Genomic DNA, 12,323 nt, shown 5'->3' with positions numbered 1-12,323 from the left:
GACCAAATTATTGAATTCGGTCGTCCGGAACAATCTGCCGATAAGGGCCCTTATCGCCCTGCTATTCGGACAATAGGCAGGGCCTGGAAGCCCGGCCCCGGGCTCAGAAGCCGAGGCTCTCCAGCAAGTCGTCGACCTGCGCCTGGTCGGTCACCGCATCGGGATTGCCGGGCTTGACCTGCGGGCCGTTCTGCAGGCTGTGCGCGGCCTCCTGGCGCTTCTCGGGCGCGGAGTTGTCGATCAGCACTTGCAGCAGCTGCGTCTCCACGTCGTTGACCACTTCCATCATCTTCTTGATGACCTGACCGGTCAGATCCTGGAAGTCTTGCGCCATCAGGATTTCCATGAGCTGCGAGTTGATCGCGCCGGCACGTTCCGGCACCTCGTTGAGGTAGCTGCGCGTGTCGAGCACGAGTTCGCGCGCATGGTCGAGCTCGATGGGGTTTTCGAACCACAGGTCCCAGCGCTTGCTGAGGCCCTTGGCATCGCTGGCCAGAGCTTCCTGCAGCGGCTGTGCCACGTCGATGGCGTTCAGCGCGCGGTGCGCGGCACGCTCGGTGGTGGCGGCTACGTAGCTCAGGCGGTCGCGTGCATCCGGAATGGCTTGCGCGGCCTTGGCCACCTGCTTGTCGAGGCCCAGCTCGCGCAGGCCTTCGCGCAGCTGGCGCGTGAGCTGGCCGATGCGGCCCAGCAGTTCTTCGGCGGTGTTGGTGGGGTCCGCGGCCCCGGCAGCGTTCTGGCTCATGTCAGGCCGCTTCCTTCGCAAGCTTCTCGAAGATCTTGGTGATCTTCTCTTCGAGCGTGGCGGCGGTGAATGGCTTCACCACGTAGCCGTTGGCGCCAGCTTGCGCGGCCGCCACGATGTTCTCTTTCTTCGCCTCGGCCGTGACCATCAGCACCGGCAGCTTTTTCAGCTCGGGGTCGGCGCGAATGGTCTGCAGCATGGTCAGGCCGTCCATGTTCGGCATGTTCCAGTCGGACACCACGAAACCGAAATTGCCGCCGCGCAGCTTCTCGATGCCGGCCGCGCCGTCTTCCGCTTCGTCGACGTTGAGGAACTCCAGTTCCTTCAGCAGGTTGCGCACGATGCGGCGCATGGTCGGGAAGTCGTCCACAACCAGGATTTTGATGCTCTTGTCGATCACGATATTTCCAACTCCAACAGGTCGTTTTTCAAACTCGGTTCGCACGTTCGCCGAACGTGCGAAGGTGCGCCATCACCCGGCGGCTCACTTCGCTCAATGGGGACACGTCGTCCACCGCGCCCAGCGCAATGGCTTCGCGCGGCATGCCGAAGACAACGCAGCTGGCCTCGTCCTGCGCCAGCGTGTGCGCGCCCGCGCGCTTCATGCGCAGCAGGCCTTCGGCGCCGTCCCTGCCCATGCCGGTCAGGATGATTCCGATGGCGTTCTTGCCCGCGTGCTTGGCCGCCGAATCGAACAGCACGTCGATCGACGGCCGGTGGCGGTTCACCGGTGGCTCCTGGTCGAGGTGGGCCACGTAGTTGGCGCCGCTGCGCGCGAGCGACAGGTGAAAGCCGCCGGGCGCGATGTAGGCATAGCCGGGCAGCACGCGCTCTCCATGCTCGGCCTCTTTCACGTTGATGCGGCACAGGCCGTCGAGCCGCTGCGCGAACGAGCGGGTGAAGCCCGCCGGCATGTGCTGCGCGATCATCACCGCGGGCGAATCGGGCGGCAGCGGTTGCAGCACTTCGCGGATGGCCTCGGTGCCGCCGGTGGAGGCGCCGATGATGATGAGTTTTTCGGTGCTCAGCAGCGGGCTGCGCAGCAGCGATTCGTGCGGCGCGTCGCCGCCAGGGCGCGGGGCCGCGGCATGCCGGCCGGGCAGCAGCCGCGCGCTCGCGGCCGTGCGGATCTTGCCGGCGATCAGTTCGGTGTAGTTGAGCAGGCCGTCGCGCACGCCCAGGCGCGGCTTGGTCACGAAGTCGATGGCGCCCAGCTCGAGCGCGCGCAGCGCGATCTCCGAGCCGCGCTCGGTCAGCGACGACACCATGACCACGGGCATGGGCCGCAGCCGCATGAGCTTTTCGAGAAACTCCAGCCCGTCCATGCGCGGCATCTCGACGTCGAGCGTCAGCACGTCGGGGTTCGTGACCTTGATGAGGTCGCGCGCCACCAGCGGATCGGCCGCCGTGCCCACCACGGTCATGTCGCTCTGGCTGTTGATGATCTCCGTCATCACGCTGCGGATCAGTGCCGAGTCGTCGACGCACAGCACCTTGATTTTTTTATTGCTCACGGGTTTCCCTTGGTTGAGGCAGCCGGCGCCGCGCGAAGGCCGGACAGCCTGCGCAGCAACTCGCCCTCTTCGTTCTGCACCTGCGCCACTTCTGTCTGCGCACGCAGCTTGCGCACGATGGCCTTGCCGGTCGCCGGCACGAAGCACACACGGCGCGCATGCGTCCCGCGCAGGTCTTGCGCGGCGACTTCGATGCGTTCGTTGCGCAGGTAGCGCAGCACGAAGTCGGCGTTGCGGTCGCCGATGTTGAGCGTGGTCATGTTGGCCAGTACCGCGCCGCCGCCGAACACCTTGGCACGCAGCCGGTCGCGGCGCGCGCCCGCGCGCACCAGCTCGCGGATCAGGGTGTCCATGGCGTAGGCGCCGTAGCGCATCGACTCGGATGCGTCGCGCGTGCCGGTGCCGGCTGCTTCGCCGTCGTCGGGCAGCATGAAATGGTTCATGCCGGCCACGCCGGCTTCCCTGTCGTGCAGGCAGGCGGCCACGCACGAGCCGAGCACCGTGCTCAGCACGGTGTTGCTCGAAGTCACGTAGTACTCGGAGGGCAACAGCTTCACGGCCATGAGGCCGACGTCGCGGTCGAAGTAGTGGTGGCTGGCCACCGAGTCCGGTGCGGCAGGGTTCGAGGCCATCATGGAACGCCCGTGGCGCGCGCGCGCGCCAGCTCGTACACGGTCTGGCCCAGCGGCCGGAAGGCCTGGTTGACGAGCGACGCGTTCTCCGAATGCCCCGCGAACAGCAGGCCGTTGGGCTTGAGAAGCGGTGCAAAGCGGTCGAGCACCTTCTTCTGCGTCGGCTTGTCGAAATAGATCATCACGTTGCGGCAGAAGATCGCGTCCACCGGCTCCTTCACCGCCCACGCGCTGTCGAGCAGGTTGAGCCGCGAGAACTTCACCAGCGCCGCCACCTCGGGGCGGATGCGCGCCTTGCCCGCATTCGCGCCGGTGCCCTTGTTGAAGAAGCGCCGCAGCCGCTCGGGCGCGAGCCTGCGCACCTGCTCGGCGGTGAACACGCCGGTAGCCGCCTTGGCCAGCACCGAGGTGTCGATGTCGGTGGCGATCACACGCGACGAGCCCGCCTTGTCGCCCAGCGCCTCCATCAGTGTGATGGCAATCGAATAGGGTTCCTCGCCCGTCGAGGCCGCCGCGCACCACACGGTGACGGGCTGCTTCGCCTTGCGCACGTGCTCGGCCAGCGTCGGGAAGTGATGGGCCTCGCGGAAGAACGAGGTCAGGTTGGTGGTGAGCGAGTTGATGAACAACTGCCACTCCTCGCCATCCTGCCGCCCTTCGAGCCAGTCGAGGTAGGTGGCGAAGTCGGGTACCTGGAGCTCTCTCAGCCGGCGCGAGAGCCGGCTGTACACCATCTGCCGCTTCTGCTCGCCCAGGGCGATGCCGGCGCGGCGGTGTATGAGGGTGCGGATCCGGGAAAAGTCGCTGTCGGTAAAAAGGAACTCGGTAGTCACGGCCATCCTGGAAGCTTGGCTTTCAATGTACATAGCGTCCGCCGTTTCCAATGGCCCGATCAAACGAACAAATGCCCTGCACTTCCGGCCTCGCGCGCGTTCAGGGGCCGGCCGCGACCGGGCTCGCGTCCTGCGCCCACACCAGCGCAGACAGCTGTGCCGCATTGACCTGGTCCGCGCTCAGGAACAACGCTTCCGACAGGCGCGAAGCCTGTCCGTCGTCGAGCTCGCAGCTTTCGGCCAGCGCCACGAAGGGGCCGTACAGGCCGCCGCGCGAAAGAATGGCCTGCTGCACCGACTCGGTGAGCTGCACCTTGCGCAGCACGCCCTCCATCGACACGCCCAGCAACTGGTCGAGCAGAGAGAACATGCCGGCCACGAACAGGTTGTCGGCCTCGCTGGCCGGCAGCATGCCCTGCCCCATCAGTTCGACGAAGCGCCCGCGCAGGATCGCCTTCTTCATCATGAAGGGCGAGCCGCCCTTGTTGCTGGTGGCCAGCAGCAGCGACAGCCAGCGGTACAGCGGCGAGTAGCCGAGCATGGCCACCGCATGGCGCAGCGAATGGATTTCCACCGCCATGCCGACCGAGGGCGAGTTGATGTAGCGCAGCAGCCGGTAGGTGAGCGCAGCGTCGTGCTTGAGCGCGGCCTCGATGACGCGCACGTCTTCGTTGCGCTGGAGCATCTGCATCAGCTGCACGATCAGCAGCGACTCGGGCTGCAGCGCGTCTTCGGTCTCGCGCACCGGCGGGTTGCGGAACGCGCCTTCGATGAACACATTCACGCGGCGCCCGGCGCAGGCGTCGAATTCGTCCCAGTTTTCCACGCGCGAGGCGATCGGCTCGACCGACGGGTGGCCCAGCTCCGCGTCCCGGCGCAGCCGAGCCACGGTGTCGGCGTCGCGCGCATCCACCTCGAAGTGAGTGACGATGGCGCGCAGCTCGAGGTCTTCGGGCAGCGCAGTGGCGCCGCACAGCATGAAGCCGAAACCCTGCTCGCGCAGGAACAGCAGGATGGAGCGCATGTCCGCGTCCAGCAGTTCGTCCACGCCCATGCACAGCACCATGTGCTGTGGCGGCAGCGATTGCAGCTCGCTCTGGAACAGCGCATCGACCGTCACGTCGACGAACACCAGCTGCGGCCCCAGCAGCCAGCCCGCGGGCGTGGGGTTGAGGTGCATGGCGAGCGTGTCCATCAGCGCCTTGACGCCGGCAGCGCCGGACACGCCGGAGCCCTCGCCGCCCGCCGCGCGCCAGGCCATGCGATAGCCCATGACGCGCCGCTGCGCGTCGAGCAGCATGGCATAGGCCACGTGGCCGTCGGGCCCCGCGTCGGGCTGTGCCGACCCGTCGGTGCCGGCGCCAAGATCGGGGTTGGCCCCTGTGTCGCCGGAGGAACGCCGGAAGAAATCAAACCGCATTCAGCTGTCTCCGTGGGGTGTCAGAGCGATCAAAGCGCGATGGCGTCGGTGGCAATCCTCCGGGCGGCGCCCGCCAGCGCGGCCGTGCTCGCGGCCTGCGCGCGCTGGATGCGCGGCATGGCGCCCACGTCGATGATGAAAGCCACGCTGCCGTCGCCGAGGATGGTCGCGGCGGAAATGCCGGGCACCTTGCGGTAGTTGGTTTCCAGGTTCTTCACCACCACCTGGTGCTGTCCGAGCAGTTCGTCCACCAGCAGCGCGAAGCGGCTGTCGTCGGCCTGCACGATCACCAGGATGCCCTGCGTGGGATGCGTCTGCGCACCCGACACGTCGAACACGCGGTGCAGTTCGATCAGCGGCAGGTATTCGCCGCGCACGCGGATCACGTGGCCGTCGGCGGTAATGGAATGCAGGTGCTCCGGCAGCGGCTGCAGCGACTCGATGACGTAGCTCAGCGGAAGAATGTAGGCCTCGCTGCCCACCTTCACCGACATGCCGTTGAGGATGGCCAGCGTGAGCGGCAGCACGATGCGGGTGGTGGTGCCCTGCCCGCCGCGCGAGTGGATCTCCACGTGGCCGCCCATCTCCTGGATGTTGCGCTTGACCACGTCCATGCCCACGCCACGGCCCGAGATGTCGGTGACCTGTTCGGCTGTGGAGAATCCGGGCGCGAAGATGAGCTGCCACACCTCTTCGTCGGGCATCGACTCGCTGACCGGCATGCCCTGCTGCATGGCCTTGGCCAGGATGCGCTCGCGGTTGAGGCCGCCGCCGTCGTCGCTCACCTCGATCACGATGTTGCCGCCGTGGTGCTGCGCCGACAGCAGCAGCTGGCCGGTGGCGTCCTTGCCCTTGGCCAGGCGCACTTCCGGCGTTTCGATGCCGTGGTCGAGGCTGTTGCGCACCAGGTGCGTGAGCGGGTCGACGATGCGCTCGATGAGGCCCTTGTCGAGCTCGGTTTCCTTGCCGTAGGTGTCCAGGCGAACCTGCTTGCCCAGCTTGGCGCTGACGTCGCGGATCACGCGCGGGAAGCGGCTGAACACGTAGTCCATCGGCATCATGCGGATGGACATGACCGACTCCTGCAGGTCGCGCGCATTGCGCTCCAGGTGGCCGAGGCCGCTCAGGAAGCGCTCGTAGGCCACCGGGTCGAGCATGGTCGCGGCCTGCGTGAGCATCGACTGCGTGATGACGAGCTCGCCCACGAGGTTGATGAGCTGGTCGACTTTTTCGACATCGACGCGAATGGAGCTCGATTCCTTGGCGGCGGGTGCGGCGACCGATGCCGCTGCCTGCGGCTTCGATGCCTCGGCGACTACAGCCGGTTCGGGCACTGGCGCAGCCACGGGTGCCGGGGCTTCGGCCACGGCCGGAGCCTCTACGGCAGCAGCAGCGGCTTCATGCGTGATGTCGATCTGCGACTCGTCGATGACGAAACAACAGACCGCGACGATGTCGTCGGGCGCGCAGGTGGTTTCCAGCAGCACGGTCAGCTGGTCGTTGCTGCGCGTGCGCGACAACACCTTGCCGAGGTTGGCCAGCTCGCCCGCGAGCAGGTCGCATTCGCTGTCGGACAGGCGCGCGAAGCGGATGCGCAGTGCGCCGCTGCTCGATGCGGACGATGCGACCGGCGCTGCAGGCGCAGCCACTGGCGCTGGAGCAGGAGCAGGCGCCGGTGCGGACACCTGCGCCACCGCGCTGTCGTCGCCGCTTTCCAGCGCGAGTTGCTGAAGCACGCCACAGATGTGCGCGACCATGTCCGGGTCCGGCTCCTTGCCGGCCTGGTAGGCAGTGAGTTGTTCTTGCAAGGCGTCCTTCGTTTCCAGGAAAGCATCGATCATTCGGCCGTTCAGGCGCAGCTGCCCGTGGCGGGCGCGGTCCAGAAGCGACTCGAGAACGTGCGTGGTGTTGGTCAGGGCGACGAAACCGAAAGTCGCGGCGCCGCCCTTGATCGAGTGCGCCGCGCGGAAGATGGCGTTGAGCTGTTCGCTGTCGGGTGCCTCGACGTCGAGCTCCAGCAGCAGCTGCTCCATCTCCGCGAGCAGTTCGACGGCTTCGACAAAAAAGGCCTGGGTGAATTGACTGAGGTCCATCTCTTGAGCTCTTGTTGTTTTGTTGTTACGACGCCTTCGCGGCCGCCTTGCCGATGCGCGTGCCGGCAGGCTCGCTGCTGTTCTCGCGCTCGATGCGCTCCTGCGTGCGATGGTTGAGCAGGATGATGCTGATGCGCCGATTGATGGGGTTGCGCGGGTCGGCCTTGTCCAGGTGCATGCTGTCGGCCAGGCCGATCACGCGCAGCACCTTGTCCTCGGTCATGCCGCCGGCCACGAGCTCGCGCCGCGAGGCGTTGGCGCGGTCGGACGAGAGCTCCCAGTTGCCGTACGAACGGTCGTTGGTGTAGACGATGGCGTCGGTGTGGCCCGACAGCGTGATCTTGTTGGGCAGGCCGTTGAGCGCAGGTGCCAGCTCGCGCAGGATGGCGCGCATGTGCGGCACCACGCGGGCGCTGGCCAGCTCGAACATCGGGCGGTTCTCGGTGTCGACGATCTGCAGGCGCAAGCCCTCGGTGGTGATGTCGATCAGGATCTGCGAGCGGAACTGCTGGAACACCGGGCTCTTCTCGATCAGCTGGTCGAGCTTCTTCTTCATGTCGGCCAGGCGGGCGGCGTCGGCCTCATCCTCGCTGGCCGTTTCGGTGAGCTTGACCTCGCCCTCGACGTGCATCGGATCGGCGCCGCCGCCGGGGATCATGCTGGTGCTGAGGCTGGACTTCTCGCCGCCGGCCAGCGCCACGCGCAGCGGCATGCGGAAGTGCTCGGCAATGCCTTCGCGCTGCTTCGGGCTCGAGATGGAGAGCAGCCACATCACGAGGAAGAAGGCCATCATGGCGGTCATGAAGTCGGCATAGGCGATCTTCCAGCCGCCGCCCGCATGGCCGCCGCCGCGCGCGCCCGCGTGCACGCGCTTGACGATGATCTGGGGCTTCGAGTCGCTCATGGCCGTGTATGCGTCAGCGCGCCTTGACTTCGCGGACGTGGTTGTCCAGTTCGGTGAACGACGGGCGCTCGGTAGAGAACAGCACCTTGCGGCCGAACTCCACCGCGAGCTGCGGCGCGTAGCCGTTGAGGTTGGCCAGCAGCGTGACCTTGGCGCACTGGTAGATCTTCATGCCCTCTTCCACCTTCTGCTCGATCAGCGAAGCCAGCGGCGACACGAAGCCGTAGGCCAGCAGCACGCCGAGGAAGGTGCCCACCATCGCGTGGGCAATGAGCGCGCCCATCTCCGAAGGCGGCAGGTTGGCCGAGCCGAGCGCGTGCACCACGCCCATCACGGCCGCGACGATGCCCAGCGCGGGCAGTGCGTCGCCCACGCGCGAGAGGCTGTGGCCGGGCACCGCGGCTTCGTGGCGGATGGTTTCGATCTCGTGGTCCATCAGTGCCTCGATCTCGTGCGCGTCGGTGTTGCCGCTGATGACCAGGCGCAGGTAGTCGCACAGGAAGACGGTGATGCCCTCGTGCGCCATGATGCTCGGGTAACGCATGAAGATCTCGCTCTGGGTCGGGTCTTCGACGTCGGACTCCAGCTTCATCATCCCTTCCTTGCGGGCCTTGGCGAGCAGCTCGTACAGCAGCGCCATCAGGTCCATGTAGAGCTGGCGGTTGTGCTTGGAGGTGCGCAGCAGCAGCGGTAACTCCTTGATGGTGGCCTTGATGGTCTTGCCGTTGTTGCCGGCAATGAACGCGCCCAGCGCGGAGCCGCCGATCATGAGCAACTCCACCGGCTGGAACAGGACGCCGAAGTGCCCGCCCATGAGGCCGTAGCCACCGAACACGGCACCTATCACCACGAGATATCCAGCCAGAACCAGCACGCGCTTCCCCTATCGCCCTGCGGCGTCGAATCAACAAACCCCAGGCCTCCGGACACCGGAGGCGGGGGCACTTTTTTCCTAGACGGCGCCGCCGATGTCGAGCACCGGCGCCACGGCGACGAGCCCACCCCGGCGCACCTCGGACAGCTTGGGCTTGCGCGCCTTGCCTGCGCGCGAAGGCGGACGGCACAGCACGCACACGTAGCCGTTCTTGTTGTCATGTGCATGGGCCACGAAGTGGCCGCCGCAGCGGCTGCAGGTGCTCAGCTGCAGCATGTCGCTGTCGAAGAAGCGCACCATGGTTTCGGCGCGGGTGAAGTCGAGCACCACCTCGCCGCCTTGCGACTCGACCTGCTCGGTGTAGAGGCGATAGGCCTTGATGAGCGCGGGCAATTCGTTCTCGTCGGCTTCGTCGAGCATGAAGCGGTAGATGTTGTAGAACATCGACGAGTGGATGTTGGCCAGCCACGTCATGTACCAGTCGGTAGAGAACGGCAGCAGGCCCTTGGGCGGAGAAACGCCCTTGAGTTCCTTGTAGAGGCGTATCAGGCGCTCCCGGCTCAGCTTGACTGCCGCCTCCAGGAACTGCAGCCGGGCGCCGAGACCGATCAGCTCGATCGCGAGCTGGACCTGCCGGACCTCGCCCAGAACGCTCTTGCTGCTCACGCCGCGCTCGCTCCGCGCATCGGCGCCTGGGCTTGAGCCTGGGCCTGTCGCGCAGCCATCAGGATCGACATATGCGCCTGCTGCAGCGCCGGCTCCTTGCCCTCGCCGACCACCGCGAACATCGGTCGGTCGTCCAGGCGGAAGCTGCACAGCAGGAAGTTGGAAGCAGCCAGCTTCACGATCTGGCTGAGCGACATGTTCGCCAGCAGATCGGCAAGCTCGCGCCCCACTCCCAGGCGGAACATGGCCTCGGCCCGATCCTGCTTGACCAGCTTCTGCGCCAGCAGCATATAGGCCAGATTTATCTCGCCGATTTCTCTCGAAATCACGCCGTTTGCGGTGATGTTGCAATTTTCCACGTCTGATCCCATTTCCGATTCAAAGCTCACTTCGTGCTCCTATCAATCGTGTATACATTATATACACAAAGTTTTACATGTTGAAGTGTTTTGTATGACAGGAGACCAAAAAAGGTAGGAGTCGTCTGACAGAAACGCCACTTGTCCCCATGAAGAGTGAGGGTCATAAGCGTTACACAATCACGTAACAAGTTGTTCCAATCGCGAGTTTTTGGGCAGTAATTTATTCATCAGAGGCATCGAATTAATAAATACTATGGCCTTGTTTTGATTCACTGATAAATCTCTTGCATGAATATCCGTATTCATGATTTGCCATTGATTCGTTGTTCAATTAGTCGCCTGCGCGACCTTCGAGGCCGTAGATCCACGCCATGACCTCGGCCACCACGAGGTACAGCTGCGGCGGTATCTGCTGATCGAGGTCGACCTGCATCAGCAGCTTCACGAGGTCGGCCGACGAGTGCACGTAAAGCCCGTTCTCGCGCGCCTCGCGCATGATCGATTCGGCCACCACGCCATAGCCCTTGGCCACGACAACCGGGGCCCGTGTCTTGTCCGCATACGAAAGCGCGACGGCGCTGTTGCGGTTGTCGAGCACTTCGTTCATGCCGCCGCCTTCGCCATGACCTGCACCTGCTGCAGCCGCAGGCCCGCCGCGTCGAAGCGCTTCGCGAGCCGGCCCGTGTCGCCGCGCAGGCGTGCCATGGTGGCGGTCTCGCGCGCAAAGAGATGCGCCTGCACGGCGGGGCCTTCGAGGCTCAGGCGCAGATCGACTTCGCCGAGCCGCGGCAGCGCCAGCGACACCGTGGTCGACCAGCGGCGCGTGCCCTCTTCTTCCGCCGCGGCGCCATCTCGCTGCTGCGCTTGCTCTTCCTCGATGGACCAGCTCATCGGCACGTCGGGCCAGGCCTGCCCGCTCCAGCGGAAGACTGCGCTGGCCAGCAGGTCGAGCTGCTGGTGCACGATCGTGACGGCCTGCGGATGAATCACTTCGGCGCCGCGCGATGCCGATACGGCAGCAGCGCCGTCGGCCTGGCGTGCGGATTCGCCGGCACGATGCGCGGGCATCGAATCGAGCATGCCGCCGACCTGCGCGCTCTCGGGTTGGCGATAGGCCGCCTGCACGCGCGCGGCATCGTTCGATACGGCTTGCCCGGAAACCTGGGCGGGGTCTTGTGCGGAACGTGCGGCTTCCTGTGGCTGCGCATCGGTAGCGGGCGCCTGCGGCACGGGCGCATTCTCAACAGTGCGGAATGCATCGCCCTGTGGTACCGATACCACCATGGCTTGCACCAAGAGCGCCGGCGACACGCCGGACACCCCCACGGAGGTCGCGGAGGCCGGCGCCTGCGCAACAGCAGCCACGGCTGCAGCCGATGCCGCCACATCGGGCCTCGCAGCCACCGGCGCCGACCAGCGCGCCTGGGGCTCCTGCGCCATCTGCGCGAGCGTGCGGCTGCCGGCCGCGAACTCCGCCAGGTGCGATTCATAGAAGAGACCGCTGTCCGACACCGTCTGCGCCAGCGCGCCGGCCAACGCCGCAGCGCTCGCAGGCTGCCCGCGCGACGACAGCAGCGGCGCCGCGCCGCGCACCGGCCCCGGCTGCGCCTGCAGGTCGGCCAGCACCGCGCCGATGACGCGCGCCGCCACCGACAGCCGCATGGCCACCGACGGCGTCGCACCCGCGGCTGCATGCGCCGTGCCGCCGGCCGTCGCGCCCGGCAGTTGCCGGTCGAGCGCGGCATTGGAAGGCAGCCGCACGTCGTTGTCGACCTTGCCGACAGGCACGGCCGGCCCCGGCGCGCCGATGACGGCCTCGGCCTTGATGCCCAGCACGTCGAGCCGCGGCGCCAGCCTTGCGGCCAGCAGCGCATCGAGTAGTCCGGCGAGTGCAGTCATGGTGCGGCTTCTTCGGCGTTTCTTCGGGCCGCGCTCAGTGCGGCGGCCCGTAGGCTCTGCCGAGGTTCTTCTGCTGGGTGAGATACCCCATGCGGCCGATCAGGTCCTCGATCTGCGGCTTGATGAGGCCCGACACCTCGGCCTGATCCGAGCGGATGCGTTCGAGCAAATCGAGCACGTGCTCGACCTGCATCGAATCCAGCGTCTCGAACGGTTCGATGGCGCGCAATCGCTCGACCATGGCCGCGCAACGCTCTTCGAGCGCGGGGAGCCGGCCCCATTCCTTGGCGCGTGCCAGCACCAGCATCGATGCAATGCTGGTTGCCAGCTCCTCGTAGCAATGAACGACCTCACTCCGGAATGCCATGTTGTCCTGTCTCA

General features: G+C 66.2%; 14 protein-coding genes. All 14 read right to left on the bottom strand.

Features of this window, described 5'->3' with window-relative positions; translation table 11 throughout:
- Positions 1–103: 103 nt before the first annotated feature.
- The gene (gene cheZ, locus BLV60_RS28020) at positions 104–745 is read right to left on the bottom strand and encodes a protein phosphatase CheZ (RefSeq protein ID WP_093058575.1); all 642 of its coding nucleotides are present in this window, start codon (positions 743–745) and stop codon (positions 104–106) included.
- A gap of 1 nt (position 746) precedes the next feature.
- On the bottom strand, positions 747–1,142 hold the full coding sequence (gene cheY, locus BLV60_RS28015) for a chemotaxis response regulator CheY (protein WP_172839779.1): 396 nt from the start codon (positions 1,140–1,142) through the stop codon (positions 747–749).
- A 31-nt stretch (positions 1,143–1,173) separates the two neighbouring features.
- Positions 1,174–2,199, bottom strand: coding sequence for a protein-glutamate methylesterase/protein-glutamine glutaminase (locus BLV60_RS28010; RefSeq protein ID WP_371127412.1), 1,026 nt, complete (start codon positions 2,197–2,199; stop codon positions 1,174–1,176).
- 56 nt (positions 2,200–2,255) lie between these two features.
- Positions 2,256–2,894, bottom strand: coding sequence for a chemoreceptor glutamine deamidase CheD (gene cheD / locus BLV60_RS28005; RefSeq protein WP_093058573.1), 639 nt, complete (start codon positions 2,892–2,894; stop codon positions 2,256–2,258).
- Positions 2,891–3,730 carry a CheR family methyltransferase gene (locus tag BLV60_RS28000; protein WP_371127411.1) on the bottom strand — a complete coding sequence of 280 codons (840 nt, stop codon included), beginning with the start codon at positions 3,728–3,730 and terminating at the stop codon, positions 2,891–2,893. Before BLV60_RS28000 ends, cheD begins: the two co-directional genes overlap by 4 nt.
- A 94-nt stretch (positions 3,731–3,824) precedes the next feature.
- On the bottom strand, positions 3,825–5,144 hold the full coding sequence (locus BLV60_RS27995; RefSeq protein ID WP_093058571.1) for an EAL and HDOD domain-containing protein: 1,320 nt from the start codon (positions 5,142–5,144) through the stop codon (positions 3,825–3,827).
- Between the two features lie 29 nt (positions 5,145–5,173).
- Positions 5,174–7,237: a chemotaxis protein CheA gene (gene cheA / locus BLV60_RS27990; RefSeq protein WP_093058570.1), complete on the bottom strand. Its 2,064-nt coding sequence runs from the start codon at positions 7,235–7,237 to the stop codon at positions 5,174–5,176.
- A 25-nt stretch (positions 7,238–7,262) separates the two neighbouring features.
- A complete protein-coding gene (motB, locus tag BLV60_RS27985; RefSeq protein WP_093058569.1) occupies positions 7,263–8,141 on the bottom strand; it encodes a flagellar motor protein MotB in 879 nt (292 codons plus the stop codon).
- A gap of 13 nt (positions 8,142–8,154) precedes the next feature.
- The gene (gene motA / locus BLV60_RS27980; RefSeq protein ID WP_093058568.1) at positions 8,155–9,015 is read right to left on the bottom strand and encodes a flagellar motor stator protein MotA; all 861 of its coding nucleotides are present in this window, start codon (positions 9,013–9,015) and stop codon (positions 8,155–8,157) included.
- 78 nt (positions 9,016–9,093) lie between these two features.
- A complete protein-coding gene (flhC, locus tag BLV60_RS27975) occupies positions 9,094–9,681 on the bottom strand; it encodes a flagellar transcriptional regulator FlhC (protein WP_093058567.1) in 588 nt (195 codons plus the stop codon).
- Positions 9,678–10,070 (bottom strand): flagellar transcriptional regulator FlhD, encoded by a 393-nt coding sequence (gene flhD, locus BLV60_RS27970; RefSeq protein ID WP_371127410.1) that lies wholly within the window; start codon positions 10,068–10,070, stop codon positions 9,678–9,680. The genes flhC and flhD overlap by 4 nt, the downstream gene beginning before the upstream one ends.
- A gap of 304 nt (positions 10,071–10,374) precedes the next feature.
- Positions 10,375–10,650 (bottom strand): EscU/YscU/HrcU family type III secretion system export apparatus switch protein, encoded by a 276-nt coding sequence (locus tag BLV60_RS27965; RefSeq protein WP_093058565.1) that lies wholly within the window; start codon positions 10,648–10,650, stop codon positions 10,375–10,377.
- On the bottom strand, positions 10,647–11,942 hold the full coding sequence (locus BLV60_RS27960; RefSeq protein WP_093058564.1) for a flagellar hook-length control protein FliK: 1,296 nt from the start codon (positions 11,940–11,942) through the stop codon (positions 10,647–10,649). Before BLV60_RS27960 ends, BLV60_RS27965 begins: the two co-directional genes overlap by 4 nt.
- Before the next feature lie 34 nt (positions 11,943–11,976).
- Entirely contained in the window at positions 11,977–12,309 is a 333-nt protein-coding gene (locus tag BLV60_RS27955; protein ID WP_256216787.1) for a flagellar protein FliT, read from the bottom strand.
- Positions 12,310–12,323 lie beyond the last annotated feature (14 nt).

It is taken from the genome of Variovorax sp. YR634, from assembly GCF_900106655.1.
Taxonomy (GTDB): Bacteria; Pseudomonadota; Gammaproteobacteria; order Burkholderiales; family Burkholderiaceae_C; genus Variovorax.
The sequence above is the reverse complement of the archived record's forward strand: the minus strand, read 5'-3'. Positions and strand labels throughout refer to the sequence as shown.